Origin of the sequence: Pseudarthrobacter sp. AL07 (assembly GCF_029960665.1) — a bacterium.
In the GTDB taxonomy this organism is placed as follows: Bacteria; Actinomycetota; Actinomycetes; order Actinomycetales; family Micrococcaceae; genus Arthrobacter.
Map to the genome: position 1 here is coordinate 20,816 of NZ_JASBRB010000001.1, position 20,914 is coordinate 41,729.

General features: G+C 63.1%; 20 protein-coding genes. 15 read left to right on the forward strand and 5 right to left on the reverse strand.

Annotated elements, in window-relative coordinates; all coding sequences use genetic code 11:
- Positions 1-2 precede the first annotated feature (2 nt).
- Entirely contained in the window at positions 3-944 is a 942-nt protein-coding gene (locus QK290_RS00105; RefSeq protein ID WP_348994426.1) for a BadF/BadG/BcrA/BcrD ATPase family protein, read from the forward strand.
- Here the strand turns inward: QK290_RS00105 and QK290_RS00110 are convergent.
- Positions 930-1,958, reverse strand: a complete 1,029-nt coding sequence (locus QK290_RS00110) for a pirin family protein (RefSeq protein ID WP_282328750.1) — start codon at positions 1,956-1,958, stop codon at positions 930-932. The genes QK290_RS00105 and QK290_RS00110 overlap by 15 nt on opposite strands.
- A 231-nt stretch (positions 1,959-2,189) precedes the next feature.
- On the opposite strand from QK290_RS00110, the gene QK290_RS00115 reads away from it, so the two are divergent.
- From QK290_RS00115 to QK290_RS00140, 6 genes are all read left to right on the forward strand, one after another.
- Positions 2,190-3,290, forward strand: a complete 1,101-nt coding sequence (locus QK290_RS00115; RefSeq protein WP_282328751.1) for an ABC transporter ATP-binding protein — start codon at positions 2,190-2,192, stop codon at positions 3,288-3,290.
- Positions 3,290-4,000, forward strand: a complete 711-nt coding sequence (locus QK290_RS00120) for an ABC transporter permease (RefSeq protein WP_282328752.1) — start codon at positions 3,290-3,292, stop codon at positions 3,998-4,000. The genes QK290_RS00115 and QK290_RS00120 overlap by 1 nt, the downstream gene beginning before the upstream one ends.
- Complete coding sequence (locus QK290_RS00125; RefSeq protein WP_282328753.1) at positions 3,997-4,743, forward strand: ABC transporter permease; 747 nt, start codon at positions 3,997-3,999, stop codon at positions 4,741-4,743. Before QK290_RS00120 ends, QK290_RS00125 begins: the two co-directional genes overlap by 4 nt.
- Positions 4,740-5,693: an ABC transporter substrate-binding protein gene (locus QK290_RS00130; protein WP_282328754.1), complete on the forward strand. Its 954-nt coding sequence runs from the start codon at positions 4,740-4,742 to the stop codon at positions 5,691-5,693. The genes QK290_RS00125 and QK290_RS00130 overlap by 4 nt, the downstream gene beginning before the upstream one ends.
- 135 nt (positions 5,694-5,828) lie before the next feature.
- Positions 5,829-7,049 (forward strand): pyridoxal phosphate-dependent aminotransferase, encoded by a 1,221-nt coding sequence (locus QK290_RS00135; RefSeq protein ID WP_282328755.1) that lies wholly within the window; start codon positions 5,829-5,831, stop codon positions 7,047-7,049.
- A gap of 49 nt (positions 7,050-7,098) precedes the next feature.
- Entirely contained in the window at positions 7,099-7,953 is an 855-nt protein-coding gene (locus QK290_RS00140; RefSeq protein WP_282328756.1) for a polyphosphate kinase 2 family protein, read from the forward strand.
- A 57-nt stretch (positions 7,954-8,010) separates the two neighbouring features.
- Here QK290_RS00140 and QK290_RS00145 read toward each other — a convergent pair whose 3' ends face one another.
- Both QK290_RS00145 and xseA read right to left on the reverse strand, forming a co-directional pair.
- The gene (locus tag QK290_RS00145; RefSeq protein ID WP_282328757.1) at positions 8,011-8,229 is read right to left on the reverse strand and encodes an exodeoxyribonuclease VII small subunit; all 219 of its coding nucleotides are present in this window, start codon (positions 8,227-8,229) and stop codon (positions 8,011-8,013) included.
- Positions 8,210-9,535 (reverse strand): exodeoxyribonuclease VII large subunit, encoded by a 1,326-nt coding sequence (gene xseA, locus QK290_RS00150; protein ID WP_282328758.1) that lies wholly within the window; start codon positions 9,533-9,535, stop codon positions 8,210-8,212. Before xseA ends, QK290_RS00145 begins: the two co-directional genes overlap by 20 nt.
- Before the next feature lie 221 nt (positions 9,536-9,756).
- On the opposite strand from xseA, the gene QK290_RS00155 reads away from it, so the two are divergent.
- Together QK290_RS00155 and QK290_RS00160 are read left to right on the forward strand one after the other, a co-directional pair.
- Positions 9,757-10,608: a hypothetical protein gene (locus QK290_RS00155; protein WP_282328759.1), complete on the forward strand. Its 852-nt coding sequence runs from the start codon at positions 9,757-9,759 to the stop codon at positions 10,606-10,608.
- A gap of 9 nt (positions 10,609-10,617) precedes the next feature.
- Positions 10,618-11,697, forward strand: a complete 1,080-nt coding sequence (locus tag QK290_RS00160) for a 4-hydroxy-3-methylbut-2-enyl diphosphate reductase (RefSeq protein WP_160672795.1) — start codon at positions 10,618-10,620, stop codon at positions 11,695-11,697.
- A gap of 16 nt (positions 11,698-11,713) precedes the next feature.
- Here QK290_RS00160 and QK290_RS00165 read toward each other — a convergent pair whose 3' ends face one another.
- Positions 11,714-12,922: a DNA recombination protein RmuC gene (locus tag QK290_RS00165; RefSeq protein WP_282328760.1), complete on the reverse strand. Its 1,209-nt coding sequence runs from the start codon at positions 12,920-12,922 to the stop codon at positions 11,714-11,716.
- 130 nt (positions 12,923-13,052) lie between these two features.
- Between QK290_RS00165 and ychF the strand changes: the two genes are divergently transcribed.
- From ychF to QK290_RS00185, 4 genes are all read left to right on the forward strand, one after another.
- Positions 13,053-14,138: a redox-regulated ATPase YchF gene (gene ychF, locus QK290_RS00170; RefSeq protein WP_111908549.1), complete on the forward strand. Its 1,086-nt coding sequence runs from the start codon at positions 13,053-13,055 to the stop codon at positions 14,136-14,138.
- A gap of 236 nt (positions 14,139-14,374) precedes the next feature.
- A complete protein-coding gene (locus tag QK290_RS00175) occupies positions 14,375-14,836 on the forward strand; it encodes a helix-turn-helix domain-containing protein (RefSeq protein WP_282328761.1) in 462 nt (153 codons plus the stop codon).
- Between the two features lie 128 nt (positions 14,837-14,964).
- Positions 14,965-15,171, forward strand: coding sequence for a HepT-like ribonuclease domain-containing protein (locus tag QK290_RS00180; protein WP_348994653.1), 207 nt, complete (start codon positions 14,965-14,967; stop codon positions 15,169-15,171).
- A gap of 288 nt (positions 15,172-15,459) precedes the next feature.
- On the forward strand, positions 15,460-15,978 hold the full coding sequence (locus QK290_RS00185; protein WP_282328762.1) for a DUF1877 family protein: 519 nt from the start codon (positions 15,460-15,462) through the stop codon (positions 15,976-15,978).
- A 42-nt stretch (positions 15,979-16,020) separates the two neighbouring features.
- On the opposite strand, the gene QK290_RS00190 is transcribed toward QK290_RS00185, so the two are convergent.
- Positions 16,021-17,061, reverse strand: a complete 1,041-nt coding sequence (locus QK290_RS00190; protein WP_282328763.1) for an LLM class flavin-dependent oxidoreductase — start codon at positions 17,059-17,061, stop codon at positions 16,021-16,023.
- A gap of 100 nt (positions 17,062-17,161) precedes the next feature.
- Here QK290_RS00190 and QK290_RS00195 point away from each other — a divergent pair, with 100 nt between their 5' ends.
- Both QK290_RS00195 and QK290_RS00200 read left to right on the forward strand, forming a co-directional pair.
- Positions 17,162-18,925 carry an ABC transporter family substrate-binding protein gene (locus tag QK290_RS00195; protein ID WP_282328764.1) on the forward strand — a complete coding sequence of 588 codons (1,764 nt, stop codon included), beginning with the start codon at positions 17,162-17,164 and terminating at the stop codon, positions 18,923-18,925.
- A gap of 278 nt (positions 18,926-19,203) precedes the next feature.
- Positions 19,204-20,889, forward strand: a complete 1,686-nt coding sequence (locus tag QK290_RS00200; RefSeq protein ID WP_282328765.1) for an ABC transporter substrate-binding protein — start codon at positions 19,204-19,206, stop codon at positions 20,887-20,889.
- Positions 20,890-20,914: the final 25 nt, after the last annotated feature.

Here is a 20,914-nt window from a genome sequence, read left to right on the forward strand (position 1 = left end):
CATTGCCCGGAAACCACCAGGCGGGCGGCGCCGCGTCCGCCCCGGGTCCCCTCGCGGGGGTCATCATCGGCCTGGACATCGGCGGTACAAAGACCCGCGGCGTCAGGTTTGAGGACGGAGCAGCCGTCGCCGACGAGTCCGCCGGCAGTTCCAACGTCCAGAACGTCAGCCGCAACCAGGCGGCACTGAACCTCGCGGATCTCTTCTCCCGGATCGGCGGCGGCCAGGTGGCCCACGTCTATGCGGGGGCCGGGGGCATTGACACCGACGACGACGCCGCCGCCCTTGCCGCGCTGATAGAACCGCACGTTCCGGGAGCCAAGGTCACGGTGGTCCACGATTCGCGGCTGCTGCTGGCCGCGGGCGGCGCCAGCACGGGTGTGGCCGTGATCGCAGGAACCGGCTCCGCAGCCTGGGGACGGAACGCCGCCGGCGACGAGGCCCGGGCCGGCGGCTGGGGCTACCTGCTTGGAGATGAAGGCAGCGGATACTGGCTGGGCCGTGAGGCGGTGCGGCACAGCCTGCGCCGGATGAACCAGGGACTCCCAGCGGACCAGCTGACCGAGGCTCTGCTTGCCTCGTGCGGAGTGCAGCACCCCAACCGGCTGATTGCGCTCTTTCATTCTCCGGATACCGGCCGCCGGTTCTGGGCCCAGCAGGCACGCCTGGTGGTGGACGCGGCAGCAGCCGGCCACCCGGCGTGCCAGGAGCTGCTGGACCAGGCCGGCAAGGACCTCGCGGGCCTGACTGCCCAGACGTTGCAGAAGCTTGGCATCGACGGTCCCGTTATTCTCGGCGGCGGACTGGGCATGAACGTGGTCCCCCTGCAGGAGTCTTTCCGGAGCCATCTGGCTGCCGCCGGCGTAATCGATGTCCGTGTCCTGGACCAGGACCCCGTGTTCGGCGCGCTAAAGCTGGTCTCGGAAGGGTCAGGGGCCCACTGACCGCTTCCGTGGTGTCAGCCTGACGGCCGGCATGATGGGGGCGGGGATGCGTCCGGTTTCGGCGCCTGCGTCCGGTCCGTGCCCCTCAACCAGCCCGTAGCGTGCCCCACGCGCGGCATCGTCGGCCAGTGCCGCCTGCGCTTCCCAGTCCTGACGTGCCTGCTCCACTTCGTCGTGGGTGCGGCCCACGAAGTTCCACCACATCAGGAGTTCCTCCTGAAACGGCTCCCCGCCGATCAGGAGGAACCGGGTTCCGGGCAGGGCCTGGAACTCCAGTGCGGGGCGTCCCGCGCCCAGGTAGCCCAGCGGACCGGGCGGGACCGCGTGCCCGTCCAGCGTCAGCCCGCCGTCGAGCACCAGCACGGCATGCTCAAAGTGTGCGTTCAGTGGCAGGACGGTCGGCCCAGCGCAGGAGATGTCTGCCCCGACAATGGGGGAGTACATCGTGGCCGGTGACACCGCCCCGGCGAATTCGCCCACCATCACAGTCGCAGTGAAACCCGGCCCCGTCACCGAGGGCAGTTCCCGGTGCTGCTCGAACGCGGGTTCGCGGTGGCGTTCAGCCTCCGGCAACGCTACCCAGAGTTGCAGGCCGCGCTGCACGGGCAACTGCGCGGCGGCGTCGGGATCCAGCCGGACGGCGAACTCCGAGTGGGACACCCCGTGCCCGGCGGTCATGATGTTCAGCTCACCCGGACGGACCACAACATCGCTGCCCACGCTGTCCCGGTGCCGGATGTTCCCGGCAAGTGGCCAGGTGACCGTCTGCAGCCCGGTATGCGGGTGCGGGAGGACGGACATGGCGGTGCGGTCCGGGCCGAAACTGTCCAGGAAACACCAGGCGCCGATGGTGGGTAAACCCCGCTGCGGCAGCGTGCGCCGGACGGTCATGGCCCGCACGCCACCCAGTGGAACCTCCCGTGCGGGCCAGATCTGGAGGCAGGGTCCGGACGTCCCCTCAGGGCCGGCGGGCGGACAAAGTTCCTGTTGGGGAGCTACTTCCAAGTTGGTCACGGTCCAACTCTAGGCGCGGGCAGGGCCGGGCATAAGCGCATCCCGGCACGGGGTGATCGGTGGCACCCATCCACGCGGTGTTGTGCACCGAATGATTACAGTAGGGATTCTCTTGCCCGGATTGCCTGCAGATCCAGTTACGCTGATCACGGATTGCGTTACCGTAAACATCAGTGAGCTTATGACCCAACACTGTCCGATGCCGTCCAACAGAACAGGTAAGTCCGCAGAATGGACCCAGCCATGATTGAGTTCCAGAGCGTCACCAAGCAGTATCAGGGCGGGCAGCCTGCTGTGGACCAGCTCACCATGTCCATCGACAAGGGCTCAATCACCGTATTTGTGGGGCCATCCGGCTGCGGCAAGACCACGTCGCTGCGGATGATCAACCGCATGGTGGAACCGACGTCCGGTGCTATCACCGTGGACGGGCGGGACGTGACCTCGGTGCCTGCCGCGGAACTGAGACGGTCCATGGGCTACGTGATGCAGTCTTCCGGGCTGATGCCGCACCGTTCGGTGCTGGACAACATCGCCACCGTGCCCCGGCTCAACGGCGTTTCCAAGGCTGAAGCCCGCAAACGCGCAACGGAACTGCTCGACGTCGTCGGGCTGGCTTCCGCGCTCGGGAAGCGTTACCCGTCCCAGCTTTCCGGCGGACAGCAGCAGCGAGTCGGTGTAGCCCGGGCGCTCGCAGCCGATCCACCCGTCCTGCTGATGGACGAACCGTTCAGCGCCGTTGACCCCGTGGTGCGTGACGAATTACAGCAGGAACTCCTGAGGCTGCAGAAGGACCTCGCAAAAACCATCGTTTTCGTCACGCACGACATCGACGAGGCAACCATTCTTGGCGACAAGGTGGCCGTTTTCGCTGTCGGCGGCCGGCTGGCCCAGTACGCCACCCCTGAGGAAATCCTCCGGGCCCCGGCGAATGATTTTGTGGCTTCCTTTGTGGGGCGGGACCGTGGCTTCCGCCACTTGGGGTTCACCACGTCCGACGCCGTCACCATCCGCCCGGTGCCCACGCTTGTGATGAGTGCCGGCCAGTTTGCCGGCGATCCCGCCGCGGTGACCGACTGGCAGCTCGTGGTGGATCCGGACCTGCGCCCTTTGGGCTGGGCAAAGCCGGGGACGGACTCTGAGCTCATCCCCGGCGGGTCACTCTTCCGCCCAGGCGAGACCCTGCGGAGGGCACTGGACTCGGCCCTATCGTCCCCGTCCGGCCAAGGTGTGGCGGTGGATGACGACGGCAAGGTTCTGGGAACCGTCAAGGCTCAGGAAGTCCTCGGCGTCATTGAAGAGGCCCGCCAGGTCCGGCAGGCTGCGCTCTGATGGATTGGTTCCTGGCAAACAGCGGCATGGTCATGGGATTGGCCGGCCAGCACCTGGTCCTGGCCCTCATTCCGATGGTGCTGGGGCTGGTTATTTCCATTCCGTTGGCGCAGTTGGCGCGGACCCACCCGGCGCTTCGGTCGGTGGTAGTAACCGCAAGTTCATTGTTGTACACCGTCCCCTCGCTGGCGCTGTTCATCATCCTGCCCTCGATTCTCGGAACCAGGATCCTGGACCCGCTCAACGTCATTGTTGCCCTGACCATCTATGCGGTGGCGCTGCTGGTCCGGGCCGCCCTGGATGCTTTTGACTCCGTAGAGGAGGACCTCCGGCAGGCTGCGATCGCCATGGGGTACAAGCCGTGGCGCCGCTTTGTCCAGATTGACCTGCCGCTCTCTCTGCCGGTGATGTTCGCCGGACTGCGGGTGGTTTCCGTCAGCAACATCTCTTTGGTGAGCGTCGCGGCACTCCTGGGCGTGGGGAACCTGGGCATGCTGTTTACGGATGGACTGCAACGGAACTTCGTCACGGAAGTGGTGGTGGGAATCATTGCCATCCTCGTCCTCGCACTGCTGATGGATGCCGTGCTGGTCGTCCTGGAAAGGCTGCTGACGCCGTGGACCCGCGCCGCTAAGACGTCTGGCCCCTCGGCGACTTCGGCCGCCGGCTATCTGGCCGATGCCAACGTCCACGCCGGGGCCTCACCATGAGCAATATTTTTGTGGACACCCTCGCCTGGATTGCTGATCCCCTGCACTGGACCGGCAGTTCCGGCATCCCCGTCCGGCTCTTGGAGCACCTCCAGTACAGCGGGCTTGTCTTCCTGATTGCCACGGCCATCGCCGTTCCGGCCGGGCTCTACATCGGACACACGGGCCGTGGGCGCGTGGTGGCAGTAGCGGTGGCAGGTGCGCTGCGGGCGCTGCCTACCCTGGGCCTGTTGGTCCTTTTCGCGCTCCTGGCCGGGAGCAGCCTGATGCCACCGGTGTGGGCGTTGGTCATCCTGACCGTGCCGCCGCTCCTTGCCGGAACGTACGCCGGCATTTCGAGTGTGGACAGGACCATGGTGGATGCTGCCCGGGCCATGGGGATGACCGAGCTGCAGATCCTGTTCCGGGTTGAGCTGCCCAACGGGCTGCTGGTTATGTTCGGCGGCGTCCGAACGGCAGTTCTGCAGGTCATCGCGACGGTTTCCGTGGTTGCGTACCTCCCCTTGGGCGGCTTGGGCCGCTACCTTTTTGATGGCTTGGCGCTGCAGGACTTCCCGCGGATGCTTGCCGGGTCCTTGTTAATTGCAGGGCTGGCCATCATCGTTGACCTCATCCTTGCCGCGGCGCAAAGAGTCCTTCTTTCGCCTGGCCTCAAATCCGATCTGCACGGTGGCCAGCAGGCCGCCGCTGATCTCCCAGCTGCCGCGCCTGCGTCAGCTGCCGTTCAAGGAGGTACCCCATGAAAGACAACACCAGGACAATCCTTACCCGCAGGGGACTGGCCGGCATGGCTGCTGGCGTCGGCCTTGCCGTTGCGCTGACAGCCTGCGGCGGGAGCGACCCGTTGGCAACCCCCAGCACCAGTGCCGGGAGCGCCGGCGGCGGATCATTGGTGGTCGGCTCTGCTGATTTCCCGGAGAGCCAGATCCTGGCAGAGATCTATGCCGGGGCACTGAATGCTGCAGGGGTCACGGCAACCACCAAGCCGAATATCGGTTCCCGCGAGATCTACTTCAAGGCCGTCCAGGACGGCTCCGTGGACCTGGTGCCCGACTACTCAGGCAACCTGCTGTCGTTCGTTAATACGTCGGCGCCGGAGGTCTCGGCCGAGGACATCGTCAAAGCCCTGCCTGGAAAACTTCCCGACGGGCTGGCCATCCTGGACGCATCCAAGGCAGAGGATAAAGACGCCATGGTGGTCACCAAGGCCACAGCCGAGAAGTACCAGCTCAAGTCCATCGAGGACCTGGCCAAGGTCTGCAAGGACCTCACTATCGGTGCGCCGGCGACGTTCGAGACCCGCCAATACGGCCTTCCGGGGCTTAAGGACAAGTACGGCTGTGAACTCAAGGCGCTCAAGCCGTTCAGTGACGGCGGCGGAAACCTGACCCTGCAGGCCCTCCTCACTGATGACGTCCAGGTAGCTGACATCTACACCACCACCCCGTCCATCGCGGACAACGACCTTGTGGTGCTGGAGGATCCGAAGAACAACTTCAAGGCCCAGCAGGTCCTGCCGCTCTACAACAAGGCAAAAATGACCGACAAGGCAAAGGACGCGCTTAATGCCGTATCGAAGATCCTGACCACTGAGGACCTGGTCAGCCTCAACCGCGCAGTCAGCGGCAGCCAGAAGCAGAATGCCAAAGACGCCGCCGCCACCTGGCTCAAGGACAAGGGCATCGTCAAGTAACACCTGACTCCACAACGCAAATCACGACGGCGGCTGCCGGACCCACACGGGCCGGCAGCCGCCGTCGTCCGCTCGCCACACTTCTGTGTCCGAGGTCTCAACGGAAGTACATCCGTCATATGGCATATTTGATGAATGGCAGAATTCAAGCAGTCCACCAAGCTTCACAACGTCCTATACGACATCCGTGGACCGATCCTTCAAGCCGCCCAGCAGATGGAGGCGGAGGGTCACCGGATCCTCAAACTGAACATCGGAAACCCGGCCCCGTTTGGATTTGAAGCCCCGGACGCCATCCTGGTGGACATGATCCGCCATCTGCCCCATGCCCAGGGCTACAGCGACTCCCGGGGCATCTTCTCTGCCCGGACCGCGGTCTCCCAGTACTACCAGACCCGCGGAATCCAGAACATCCATGTGGACGACATCTACCTGGGCAACGGGGTCAGTGAACTGATCACCATGTCCCTCATGGCACTGCTCAACGACGGCGATGAGGTGCTGATCCCCACACCGGACTACCCGCTGTGGACCGCTTCGGTTGCCCTGGCCAGCGGCAAGCCCGTGCACTACCTCTGCGACGAGGAATCAGGCTGGCAGCCGGACCTTGAGGATATTGAAGCCAAGATCACGCCCCGCACTAAAGGCATTGTGGTGATCAACCCCAACAACCCCACCGGCGCGGTCTATCCGGAAGAGACGCTGAAGAAGATCGTGGCCCTGGCCGAAAGGCACGGACTGATCCTTTTCGCCGATGAAATCTACGAAAAGATCCTGTACGAGGACGCCGTGCACATCAACATGGCCGCGCTCACGGGTGACAACGTCCTGTGCCTCACCTTCAGTGGACTGTCCAAGGCCTACCGCGTCTGCGGTTACCGTGCCGGCTGGATGGCCATCTCGGGCCCGAAGAAGGATGCCTCGGACTACCTGGAAGGCATCAGCCTCCTGGCCAACATGCGCCTCTGCGCCAATGTGCCTGCCCAGCATGCCATCCAGACCGCACTCGGCGGCTACCAGAGCATCAACGACCTCATCCTGCCCGGCGGCAGGCTGCTGGAACAGCGGAACAAGGCCTATGACATGCTCAACGCCATCCCCGGTGTGAGCACGCAGCAGGCCCGTGGCGCCATGTACCTCTTCCCGAAACTCGATCCCGAGGTATTCCACATCCGCGACGACGAGAAGTTCGTTTTGGACCTGCTGCGCGAGCAGAAAATCCTGGTCTCCCACGGCCGGGCCTTCAACTGGGTCCGCCCCGACCACTTCCGGATGGTTACCCTCCCGCTGGTGAAGGACCTCGAGGAGGCCATCAACCGTATGGGGGACTTCCTGAGCAGGTACAAAGGGAACTAGCCTGTGGGGACGCGCCAGATGGCGCGGACACTGCGGACAAAGGACCCCAATGGCCGACTTGGTTGAGTTCAAGAAGCACCCCGTCGATACGCTGAGGGTGGGGAAAGGCTTCTCGCTGGCCGAGGCCGACCCTGACGCGACGCCCGGTTACAAGGGCAACAAAGCCGATGGCCAGACAATTCTGGCTGAATTGGACGGCGCGTTGGCCGAACTTCAGGAAAAGCTGTTCGCGGAGTCGCGCTTCGGCGGGAAAAAACGGCTTCTGCTGATCCTGCAAGCCATGGACACTGCGGGCAAGGGCGGAATCGTCAACCATGTGATGGCTTCAATGGATCCGCAGGGCGTCCAGTTCAAGGCTTTCAAGGCACCCACCGAGGAGGAGAAGTCCTATGACTTTCTCTGGCGGATCGAGAGGGAGGTTCCGGGAGCCGGCATGGTGGGCATCTTCGACCGCTCGCACTATGAGGACGTCCTGATCCACCGGGTTCACAACTGGGCTTCGCCTGACGAACTTAAGCGTCGCTACCGGGCCATCAATGAGTTCGAGGCGCGCCAGACTGATGCCGGAACCAAAATCATCAAGGTGATGCTCAATATCAGCAAGGATGAACAGAAGACCCGGCTCCTTGCCCGACTGGACAACCCCGCCAAGCACTGGAAATACAGCAGCAATGATCTGAAGGAACGGGCGTTCTGGGGTGACTACATGGGCGCATACCAGGCTGCCCTCGACGAGACCAACACGGAAGCGGCACCCTGGCATGTGGTTCCGGCCAACAAAAAGTGGTATGCCAGGATCGCCGTGCAGCAGCTGGTGTTGGGTGCGCTGTCTGATATGAAGCTGGAATGGCCGAAAGCTGAGTTCGACGTTTCCATCGAACGGGAACTGGTCGATCGGTCCTGACTTGTTTGGGGACGGTTGTTCCGAGGGCAGGACCGCACTGGGTGGTCAGAGGGCTCGTCAGAGCGGCTGGTCGCGGGCGGCAGCGAGCCGCTTGCGGGCGCCGTCCAGCCACTCCTCGCAGCGCTTAGCCAGGGCTTCGCCGCGTTCCCATAGTGCCAGGGATTCCTCAAGGCTGGCGCCGCCCGCCTCAAGCCTCCCCACCACGTGTACCAGTTGTTCGCGGGCTTCCTCGTAGCTCAGTGCTTCGATTTCCGGGTCAGGCTTTGTCTCGGGCATGTGCTTCTCCTTGTTGAAGTTCCCCAGTGGATGTGGCGCCGAACAGACCCTGTGCCACGCGTACGGACAACGCAGTTCCGGACGGCGCCTCCGAAGGGTCGCGGACCACAGCGTGGCCGGCGGCTTCAGCGGCGTGGGCCGGCCGTCCGTTGGCCAGTTCGACCACGGCGTAGCCGCGGTCCAGCGTCTTTTGCGGTGACAGGGCACGGACCTGTGCCTGCAGGTGAACAAGTTGGTCAGCCGCCCGGACCACCATTGAGCTGACGGCGGCTGATGATCTCCTCAGGAGGCGTTCGATTTCCTCCGCGCGCCCGGTGACCATTGCTTCGGGCGTGGCCAGAACCGGCCGGGAATGGAGTGCGGACAACCGGTCCGACTCCCGGTCCACGAGCCTGCCGATGCTCCTGCGCAGGTGCTCGCGTGCCTGGCGCACACCGGCCAGTTCCTCGGCAACGTCAGGCACAATCCGTTTGGCGGCATCCGTGGGCGTGGACGCGCGGAGGTCCGCCACGTCGTCGAGGAGGGGGCGGTCCGCTTCATGTCCGATGGCGCTGACCACAGGGGTGGCCGTGGCCGCGACGGCACGGATCAGTTCCTCGCTGTTGAAAGGCAGCAGGTCCTCTAACGCTCCGCCGCCCCGGGCTATGACAATGACGTCAACGTCGGGGCGGCCGTCCAACTCCTGCAGGGCTCGGATGATCTGCGAGACCGCGGTGTTGCCCTGGACTGCCACCTCCCGGATCTCGAATTCGACGGCGGGCCAGCGCAGTGCGGCGTTCTGGACCACGTCCTTTTTGGCGTCGGAGTCCCGTCCGGTAATCAGGCCGATGCGGTGGGGGAGCAGCGGCAATGGTTTCTTCCGTGAATCGGCAAACAGCCCCTCGGCTGACAGGGCATGCCGCAACCGTTCGATCCGCGCCAGCAGGTCGCCAAGCCCGACAGGCCTGATGTCCCTTACCTGCATGTTGAGCCGCCCGGTCTTCAGCCAGAACTCCGGCTTGAGCAAGGCCACCACGCGGGAGCCACTCTCCAGGGGCATGTTCTGCCGGTCCAGGACCTTCGTCCAGACCGACGCCGGCAGGGAAACTTCCGCGTCCACATCCCGGAGGGTGAGGTACGCGTTGCCGCCCCGGCGGTTCATCTCTATGACCTGACCCTCCACCCACGCCGAGGGTGTCCGGTCGATATGGGCCTTGAGTTTCTGGGACAGCAGTTGCAGCGGCCAGGGATTGTCCGGGCTGGTCTCAGCGGCTGTGGCAGGCACCGTAGTGGCAGCAGTGCCTGGCCGGGCGGCCTGGTCAGACATGTCCGTCGCCCCGGGAAGCTGTGGGTGGCGGCATTGCGGTCCTTTGTTCGGGAGGTAGCGGTTCGTGTTTGAATGGCGGCGGTCAGTCAACTGGCTGCTGTCAGCGGGCTGGTGGATGCCATTCAACCTTATCCATAAGCTGTAGCACCCTAGACTGACATTCTTTGTCCAGACACCAGCCCTATGATGGCTGTGCTGCCGCCAACCCGTGAGGACCCGTTTTGCGCACCTTCGTTTCAGCCATCGCCGTCGTCCTGGGCGTTTTGCTGTCCGCATTGGCCGTTCCCGCCATCTGGCTTGACCGCAACGTGATTCAGGAGGATGGCTTTGTGGCGCTGGCCGGTCCGCTGGGGAAGGACGCAGAATTTCAGCAGCGGCTGGCCATCGCCGCTGTTGGCACCATTGACACTGGGACTATCCCGGACGCTCTGGCAGGTCTGGTGAGGCCAGTGCTTGAGGCGGCGGCCGGTTCCCTCACTGCGTTACCGGGCTACCAGGCGGCCTGGGAGGAGACACTGCGGAAGAGCCACCGGCTCAACCTAGCCGCACCGGCAGCAGCTCCTGCCGGCCCGGACTCCCCGTCGTCGCTCACTTTGGACTTGGCGCCACTGGTAGCGCTGGCGACGGAGGAGCTCGCGCGCACCACGGGACTGCCGCTGACTGCGCCGGAGCAGACGCTGATCAACGTTGGAGAACCGGAGCAGCGCCAGCTGGTCGAGAGGGTGTCCGCCTACGCGCCGCTCGGTTACTCTTTGGCCATCGGGGCTGGTATCGCCTTTGCGCTTGCCCTGGTTTCCGCCCGCCGTCGCTGGTCAGTGCTTTTCGCGGTGGGACTTGCGGCGCTTGCGCTGGCCGGCCTGTGGACCGCCGGCTCGCAATTCGCCACTGACGCTGTAGTGGGGACAGCGAGCGGCAACGGTCTTGCGGACATGTTCAAGGATGCGTTTGTGGCGGCCGCTTCCAGCAGCTTCCAATCATGGGTCGGCGGTGCCGCGATAACCGGCGGTGTGCTGGTCGCGGCGGCCCTTGTGATCCGGATCGCCTCGCCGGGGCGGCGGCCCCCAACCCGGTAGCATGGAGAGATGACTTCCTCTGCTGTGTCCCTCTCGATGCCAACTGTCCCGCGCAGGCGGCGCTCGCCAGAGGAGGTAGCCGCGGCGGCTCCGGTGACCGGTCCCAAAAAGGTACTCCTGGCCGCGCCGCGCGGTTATTGCGCCGGTGTGGACAGGGCCGTGATTGCCGTCGAGAAGGCCTTGGAACACTACGGTCCGCCGGTTTACGTCCGGAAGCAGATCGTGCACAACGTCCACGTCGTGAGCTCGCTGGAGGCACAGGGCGCAATCTTCGTCGATGAGACTGACGAGGTCCCGGAAGGCGCCCTGGTGATATTTTCCGCCCACGGGGTATCGCCGGCCGTCGTCCAGTCGGCCGAGGACCGCGGGCTGCGCACCATTGACGCCACCTGCCCGCTGGTCACGAAGGTTCATAAGGAAGCCGTGAGGTTCGCCAAGGACGACTTCGACATCCTGCTGATCGGCCACGACGGTCACGAAGAAGTTGAAGGGACCGCCGGCGAGGCCCCGGAGCACATCCAGATCATTAACGGTCCCCACGAAGTGGACAAGGTAACCGTCAGGGATCCCGAAAAGGTCATCTGGCTGTCCCAGACCACCCTCAGCGTGGACGAGACCATGGAAACCGTCCGCCTGCTGAAGGCGCGGTTCCCTACCCTGCAGGATCCGCCCAGCGACGATATCTGCTACGCCACCACTAACCGTCAGGTGGCCATCAAGAAGATCTCGCCCCAGGCCGACCTGGTCATTGTGGTGGGATCAGCTAACTCCTCCAACTCGGTCCGCCTGGTGGAAGTCGCCCTGGAGTATGGGGCCAAGGCCTCCTACCGGGTGGACTTCGCCAATGAAGTGGATGAAGCGTGGTTTGAAGGCGTGGCAACGGTCGGAGTCACGTCAGGGGCTTCAGTGCCGGAGATCCTGGTCACGGACGTCCTTCGCCTGCTGGCCGACTACGGCTACGGCTCCGTAGAAGAAGTTGTCACGGCCGAAGAGGACCTCCTTTTCTCGTTGCCCAAGGAACTCCGCGCAACCCTGAAGGAAGCCGGGGACGTCAGCCGGGCGCTCGGCGGACGCCGCTCCCGCGACTGACCAGTCTCCGGCAACGTCAGGCTGCGGCCTCGTCCTGCTGAAACTCCGGCGCCGCCAGCGTGCGCGGCGTAACCTCGAGTGCGGGCGGGGTGAGCAGCCCTGATTCATCCATGGCATTGAGTTTCCGTGCGGTGGGCAGGATCCGCGCTTCCAGGGTGCCGATCATGGCGTTGTACCGGTCCACTGAAGACTTGAGTGACGAACCTAGCTTGCCCACGTTGTCCCCGAGTGTTCCCATGCGTTCGTACAGCTGACGGGCGAGGTCAAAGAGTTCGCGTGCACTGTCCGTCAGCACATCCTGGCGCCACGTGAAGGCCACCGATTTGAGTACGGCCAGCAGGGTGCTTGGAGAGGCGAGCACCACATTCCTGGAGAGCGCGTGGTCCAACAGCGTCGCGTCGGCTGTCAGGGCGGCAGCCAGGATGGATTCCGCCGGCAGGAAGCAGATCACCAGCTCAGGGGAGTTCCCGGGGATGTCCCAATACTTCTTGTTACTCAGCGAGTCCACGTGGGCCCGCAGCGCCTTGGCATGGGCAGCCAGCAGGGATTGCTGGTTGCCGGGGTTCGCAGCTGTGCCCGAATCCTGACGCGCACCCAGCTCCTGGGCCTCCAGATAGGAGGACAACGGCACCTTGGCGTCCACCACCAGCTGCTTCTGGCCCGGAAGCTGGACTACGAGGTCGGGGCGGACCGCTGAATCTGTTCCGGCGCTGTGGACCTGCTCCAGGAAATCCACGTGCTTGAGCATCCCCGACGCTTCAACCACACGGCGCAATTGAACTTCGCCCCACTGTCCACGCGCACTGTTGGAGCGCAGGGCTGACTCGAGGGCGTGCGTGGAGCGGATCAGCTGGGCATCGGAAAGCCTGGCTTCCTGCAGTTGCTGGGCCAGCTGGCCGTACTGTTCGAGGCGGTCGCGTTCCAGCAGGGCCACCTGCTGCTGCACGGCGGTCAGCTTTTCCGCCACCGGGGCCAGTGCGCGGAGGACGCTCCCGTCCTGGTTGCGGGACTCGCCGAGCTCCCGGTTCTGCAGGGATAGGAGGCGGCGTTCCGCGTCTGCGGCGGCGAACTGGGCGCTGACCTCGGAAAGGCGCGACGAGACGGCGTCGAAGTCTCCCTCCAGGGCACGACTGTGCCGGCGTAAGAAAAAGTAGGCGGTGGCGGCGCCGACGACGGCACCCACCAGCAGCATCAACAGGGCGAGAATCAGGGCTAAAGCATCCATATCCTCACTGTTGCATGACCCTGTGACAATTTACGGAAGCGACATATTCGACCGGGCGCTCCACCACGGTGTTGCGGCGCGGGGGACCGGCTGGGGCCCATGTCTCCGGCAACCGGTAGAATCAATGCTCGTGGCTCTTACTATTGGCATCGTCGGACTGCCCAACGTCGGCAAATCAACTCTTTTCAACGCACTGACCCGGAATCAGGTGCTGGCCGCGAACTATCCGTTCGCTACCATCGAACCCAATGTCGGCGTCGTGAACCTGCCGGATCCCCGGCTCCAGCAGCTGGCGGACATCTTCGGCTCGCAGCGGCTCCTGCCCGCCCCGGTGTCCTTCGTCGACATAGCCGGAATCGTGAAGGGCGCATCGGAGGGCGAAGGCCTGGGCAACAAGTTCCTTGCCAACATCCGTGAGGCCGAGGCTATCGTCCAGGTGGTCCGGGTGTTTGATGATCCCGACGTAATCCATGTGGACGGCAAGGTGGATCCCCGTTCGGATATGGAAACCATCAACACCGAGCTGATCCTGGCTGACCTCCAAACCATCGAAAATGCGATTCCCCGGATCGAAAAAGAAGTCAAGATCAAGAAGCGGGAAGCCGCTGAGCTGGCAGCCATCAAGGCCGCGCAGTCGGTCCTGGAACGCGGCGACACCATCTTCTCCTCGATCAAGAGCGACAAGCTGGAGATGGAGCACCTCAAGGAGCTCAGCCTCCTGACCGCCAAGCCGTTCATCTACGTCTTCAACGCCGACGAAGGCATCCTGGGCAGCCCGGAGAAGCAGGACGAGCTGCGGGCCCTGGTGGCCCCCGCGGACGCCATTTTCCTGGACGCGAAGCTCGAATCCGACCTCGTGGAGCTGGACGAGGAGGAGGCGCGCGAAATGCTGGAAATGAACGGCCAGGACGAGTCCGGCCTCGACCAGTTGGCGCGCGTCGGCTTCCACACCCTGGGGCTCCAGACCTACCTCACGGCCGGTCCGAAGGAAACACGCGCCTGGACCATCCACCAGGGCGACACCGCGCCGCAGGCCGCTGGCGTCATCCACAGCGACTTCCAGCGCGGCTTCATCAAGGCCGAAGTGGTGTCCTTCCATGACCTCATCGAGGCCGGGTCCATGGCTGAAGCGAAGTCCCGTGGCAAGGTCCGGATTGAAGGAAAAGAATACGTGATGGCTGACGGCGATGTAGTGGAATTTAGATTTAATGTCTAATTGATTCCGGGTAACTGTCTAAGCCAAGTGGACTTTCCGACGCTGCAAGCAATGGTGACGCGTGGAGCTCGGGGACGGGATGTGGATCAATCTCGTGGCGGCCGAGAGCCATGATGGGCCCGACCGAACGAGTGAGGTAGCCGGACCGCTCTGCTTGTTCGTGACTCTCAGGGTGATGGCTGCGCTCAGGTGACCGGTTGCGTCCAAATCGGTCTAGCTGTCGCTAGAGTCATATCATGCGATATAATTCGACCATGGTGAATCCAGTTCGAGCGCTTCGAGAGGCCGCCGGCCTGAGCCAGGCAGAGCTTGCCCGACGATCCGGGATTGCTCAGCCGAATGTTGCCGCCTATGAGGCAGGGCGGCGCAGCGTCTCGGTCAAGATGCTCGAGCGCCTGCGGACGGCCGCGCGGCCACTGCCTCATGATGCGCTCGCTGCGCGCCGTGCCGACCTTCTGAGCCTAGCGGGCCGGTATGGCTTCGACAATGTCCGTGTCTTCGGCTCGGCGGCTCGCGGCACAGACAGTTCCAGCAGCGATCTGGACATCTTGGTCACCCGATCGCCCGGCACCGGGTTGCTTACGGTCGCGGCGTTCGCTGCTGATGCGAGCGAGTTGCTCGGTGTCGAGGTCGATGTGGTGACCGACGGCGGTCTGCGTGCCGATCATGAGATCATGGCGACGGCTGTCGCGGTATGAACAAGCGGGATGATGCAGCTCTGACGGAGATCATCCGACTGTGTGGCGTCGGCGCGAATCTCGTGGCACGCGGCGACGAGTGGTAACTCGGGGACCCCGACAACGTTCCGGGCCTGGCGTCAGAGTCACTGATCATCAAGATTGGCGAGAACGTGGCTCGTCTGAGCGACGCCACGACCGACCGGCATCCCGAAGTGCCATGGACATTGATCAAGCGGATGCGGGACCGCCTGGCGCATCACTACGAGGTAACTGACTACGGTGCGGTCTGGGACACGATGATCGTCGACCTGCCGGCGATCAGCAGATACATTCAGTCGCTCTCAGCAGAGTGAGACCGCGAGGCCAATCGGGGTAAAGATTGCTCGGCTACAGAACGTGGTGGAGTTCCGGTTTAACGTGTAGTCGAGTTCCGCTTCAACGTCTGACTCGGGGATTACGAAGGTTGATCTCGATTCGAACCCTTGTGGAGTGGATGCATCAGCACCCGGTGCTTTGGCAGTAAGGGATAGAGTCCATGCCAGCAGGAGGGCGCTGGCCCTTACTGCCAAGGAACCACAGGGTTATCCACATACCCGAATGTGGCGGTTACGTGCAGCCCGCTGTCCGGCGATGCTTGGCGAATGGGAATCAGATACTACGCGTACGCCTTCGACGACAACGTTACCGATCAAGCGCTTGCCGATCCTCTCAGCGTTCTCTCCGATGATCCGCTCGCCGATGCATGGGGATTCGAACACGGTGCCATGATCAGCACCCCGACGTTTGAGCAAGCGGTGCCTGAACGGGACATGCTGTACCTCGACAAAGCATGGCGGCAATTGCAGTGCCTCACTGCACCAGCGGAACCAGACCGGATCGCCCGTCCTGCCTATCGGATGTTCGAGGGCGACGTGGCCATGAACGGCATGGGCTGGGAGGCTTGGGTGCGGACGTTGACCCCACCGGAGGTTTTGGCCGTCGCAAGGGACCTGGAAGATGTTTCCGACGAAGACGTGGAGTTGCGGCTGCGGGAATCGCATTGCTTCAGTCGGGACTTTGAAGGTGAGTTCGACTATGTCGTGAGCTACCTTCGGCAGGCGCGGACGTTTGCGGTGAACCTTGCTTCTGAGGGACGCGGCATGGTCTACATGATCGGATGATGCCCATCCGGTGTCATTGTTCAGCCGGCAGGCAGTCAACGTCTACCCTGCCCGGGACCATCCCAGGGCTGGACCCAACTTGGTGGCGATGTCGGTGAGGATCTGGATGTAGTCCTCGTGGCCGAAGCTGAAGGGCAGCGCGAACGCCACTTCGTCGACCTCTTGGAAGCCCGCGTGTGCGTACAGCTGTTCCGCAATCTGATCGCTGGTGCCGATGAGATCCTGGGCGAACAGCATTCGCTTCGGCCCCTGCGGCGCACGGGTGCGGGGAGTTCGTTCGTCGACGTAACGCTGGTACTTTTCCCGCTGTTTCGCCGACGCCGAATCGGTCGGGATCACCACCAGTCCCTGCGAGACCCGGGCTTGTCCTCGCGCTTGGGACGATGTCGCGGCTGCTTCACGGTAGGCGCGGATCTGCGATTGCTGGATGTCGGCGAATGACGGTTCTTGGTCAGCCTCCGGGAACATCACACTGCTGGAGAGCAGGTTGAATCCGTTTGCGCCAGCCCAGATAGCCGATTTCCTGCTTGCCGCCCCATACCAAAGTCGTTGACGCAGCCCGGGAGAGTGGGGCTCGACGCGGTTGGAGAATTCCTCGACCACACCCTGCCTGCCGTAAAATTCCCGGACGGGTTCCCCTGCGATCAATCGGGCAAACCGATCCACGCGGGCGTAGCTGAAGTCCTCCAGCTCGGCTGAATCCGGATACAGCTCGTGCTTCACCGTGCCATAGTTCATAGGTTCGCCTACGCTCAGGCCCGGATTGATGCGTCCGCCCGCGAGCAGGTCCACGGTGGCCAGGTCCTCGGCCAGGCGCAATGGGTTTTCCCAGCCCATCGGGGTCACTGCGGTTCCAAGCTCAATCCGGGAGGTTCGCTGGCTGGCCGCGGCCATGATCGCAATGGGGGCAGAGATTCCGAACTGCAGATGGCGGTGGCGCAGCCAGGCGCTGTCGAACCCAAGCCGCTCGCCCAGTTCGATGACCTGCAACGTCGATTCGTGCCCCGCGCCCGGATCCGCCGGATCGAAGAGGCCAATAGTAAGGAATCCAAGCTTGCGTAACGGTCGTGAAGAGTGGGGCATGGGCTTCCTTCAAGGATTGGTGTACGGCTGATCCTCATGGTCAGCCGACATTGGGTCACGCCCTGAACCACTAGAATTCAAGGAAAACAAAGGAGGCGGCATGCCCCTGAGGCATCTGATTCAGGTCATTACCGGGGCCGTCGGTGCCGCGCTGGTTATCTCGGGGTGCTCCGCGTCCGGGGGAGCGCCCCCTGTGGTGGTCGGCGAGACGAACCGCGGCGGCAGCGCCACCGTGGCCGAGGTGAATGCTTTCACGTCCTTCAACCCGTTCAGTGCCGCCGGAAACACGGACATCAACACCAAGATCGGCTACATCACCCATTCGGGGTTCTACTACGTGGATGACACCGAACAGGTGGTCCGGAACGAGAAATTCGGCCGGATCGAGAAGATCTCCGATAAGCCGCTGAAGGTGAAGTACACCGTCAGCGAGGGTGTGAAATGGTCCGACGGCGAAGCCATCGACGCCGGCGACCTCCTCCTGTCCTGGGCGGCCGGCTCGGGCTACTTCGACGACGCTGAACCTCAGGCGGGGACCGGCACAACGTACTTTTCGTCCGCGGCTGACAAGAGCGGCTTGGGCGCCACTGCACTCCCGGAGATCGGGAGTGACGGGCGTTCCATCACGCTGGAATACGCTTCCCTGTACGCTGATTGGGAAGTAGCGTTCGACGTCGGTCTCCCCGCCCATGTTGTCGCCGCCAAAAGCGGCCTTAACGACGAAGGCGACCTCGTGGACCTGATCAGGGACTCGCCTAAGGGCGACACCGAACGGCCGGCGGTCAACACCCCGCTGAAGCGGGTCAGCGACTTCTGGAATTCAGGCTTCGACACCAAGAAGCTTCCTGATGATCCTGCCATGTACCTTTCCAGCGGCCCGTATATCGTCCGGGACATCGTTCCGGACGCCTCGATCCGGCTGGTCCGGAACAGGGACTATGTGTGGGGGCCGGAGCCCTATCTGGATGACATCACCGTGCGGTTCACCGGGGCCGCCTCCACAGCCATTGCCGCCCTCCGGAACGGACAGGCGGACATCATCGCGCCGCAGCCTTCTGCCGGTACCGAAAGCCTCTTCGACGGGCTGGCGGAGCAGGGCAATACCGTCCAGCGCTTCAGCCAGTCCGGTTACGACCACCTCGATCTCAACTTTTCGGGACCGTTCGCGGACAAGGACGTCCGGGAAGCGTTTCTGAAGACCGTACCGCGGCAGAAGATCGTGGATGACGTGGTGGGCGGATTTGTCGCCGACGCGAAACCGCTGGACTCACAGGTCTTCCTGCCAGCCCAGCCCAAATATCGGGACGCCGTGAAGGGCAACGGTTCGGCCAACTACTCCGACGTGGATATCAAAGGCGCCAGGTCGAAATTGCGGGATGCTGCTCCTACCATCCGGGTCCTGTACAACAAGGACAACCCCAACCGGGTTCGGGCCTTTTCCCTGATCCGCGAATCCGCGCGCTTGGCCGGAATCAGCGTTGAAGACGCGGGCCTCGGCAGTTCGGACTGGGCGAAAGCGCTCGGCGGCGGCAGCTACGACGCCGCCATCTTCGGCTCCATCGGACCCGGGGTCGGTGTCAGCCGCGTCCCGCAGATCTTCAAAACCGGTGGCGGCAGCAACTTTAACGGATTTTCCGACGCCGACGCGGACAAAGCGATGGAGCAACTGGCCGGCACCACCGACCTGGCAAAGCAGGACGAACTGTTGGCCGGCATCGATAAACGTGTCTGGGAAAACGCCTACGGGCTACCGCTCTACCAGACCACCGGAACCGTCGCTTTCAGCAGCCGTGTCACGGGCATCAGGCCCAGCTCCGGCCCTTTGGGCGTCTGGTGGAATGTGTGGGAGTGGCGCCTGAAATAGGCCGTCCTGGGGGGCGTGTCGCCGTTGTGGGAGCCCGCCCCGTCCCCGATTCGCAGCAAACCCTACCAGCGAGTAGCATGTGACTTGCGCAACTTCCTGGTAGCGGCTAGTTATTGGCGGTTAACTGGTTACGGTTTGGCAACGGAGTACCAGTATTTGGACTTTGTGCGGTTAGGCTACTCGTATATGTAGGCCACGTCACAGTGAGAACCTGTGGCAGACCTGCCGGGGAGCACAAGATTTCCCCTAATTTTCTCCCACAACTCATAGGAGGCGGAATGCGTTTTACGCGCACTTCCAAAGCACTTGGCATCGTGGCTATCGCTGCCCTTGCCTTGACCGGCTGCGGCGCTGGAGGAGGCAGCAATGATGGTGCCAGCCAGTCGGCCGGCGATCCCAACAAGGTCATCACCGCGTACAACAGCGAACCCCAGAACCCCTTGCTGCCGGCGAACACCAACGAAACCAATGGCGGCCGCGTTATTAACCTGCTTTTCGAAGGCCTTCGCAGTTATGACCCGGACGGTAAAGCAGTCAATGCCCTTGCAGAGTCCATTGAGTCACCCGACGCCCAGAACTGGACTATCAAAATCAAGCCGGGCCAGAAGTTCACCAACGGCGAGGCGATCACCGCGAAAACATTCGTTGACACCTGGAACTTCGCGGCTAACTCCACAAACCTGCAGAACAACAGTTTCTTCTTCGAATCCATCGCCGGCTACGAAGATGTTTCCGCGGTGACCACTGAAAAATCCGCGGATGGCAAGACCACCACCACTCCCGCCCCCACGGCCGAAAGCATGTCCGGCTTGAAGGCTACAGACGATTCGACCCTCACCGTCAAGCTGGCCCAGCCTGAAGCTGACTGGTCGCTGCGTCTTGGCTACTCGGCCTTTTACCCGCTGCCCTCCGCAGCGCTGAAGGACCCCAAGACCTACGGCGAAAACCCGGTGGGTAACGGCCCGTACAAGTTGGAGAAGACCGGGGCATGGGTCCACGACCAGTCCATCTCGCTGGTGAAGAACGCTGACTACAACGGGACCCGTCCGGCCAAGAACGGTGGCGTGACGTTCAAGTTCTACACGGATCCGAGCCCCGCCTACACTGACCTCCAGGCCGATAACCTGGACATCACCGACGTGCTGCCCTCCAATGCGACGAAGACCTACGTAACGGACTTCCAGGACCGCAACGCCACCAAGCCCGTGGCCACCAACGGCACGTTGAACATTCCGGGCTACAACCCGAATTTCCAGGGTGAGGCCGGAAAGCTGCGCCGCCAGGCCCTGTCTTACGCCATCAACCGCGAGGAAATCACCAAGGTGGTCTTCAACGGCACCCGAACGCCGGCCAAGGCCTTCGCGCCTCCGGTCATCGATGGCTTCAAGGCAGACCTCAAGGGCAGCGAGGTCCTGAAGTTCGACGCCGCCAAGGCGAAGGACTTGTGGGCCCAAGCGGAGAAAATCCAGCCGTACGACAACTCCAAACCACTCCAGATTGCCTCCAACACGGACGGCGGACACAAGGAGTGGATTGACGCCGTAGCCAACGGTTTCAAGAACAACCTCGGCATCCAGGCCGAGATCCAGCCCTTCGCCAAGTTTGCCGAGGTGCTCAACCTGCGTAAGTCACAAGAGCTTCCCGGTCTGACCCGCGCTGGCTGGCAGGGTGACTACCCGTCGCTGTACAACTTCCTTGGCCCAGTGTGGGCAACGGGCGCGTCCTCCAACTACGAGAAGTACTCGAACCCGGAGTTCGACAAGCTGCTCCAGGAAGGACTGGCCGCCAAGACAACTGATGCGGCCAACGACAAGTTCAACCAGGCCCAGGAAGTCCTGTTCGAGGACCTGCCCGGCTTGCCGCTTTGGGACTATGCCAAGCCGATTGTATGGAGCAATAACGTTGTGAAGGCCGAAACTGGTTGGAATGGCGAAATTCTTTACTACAACATCACGGCCAAGTAGTCACTAGCATCTAACTTGCAGGCAG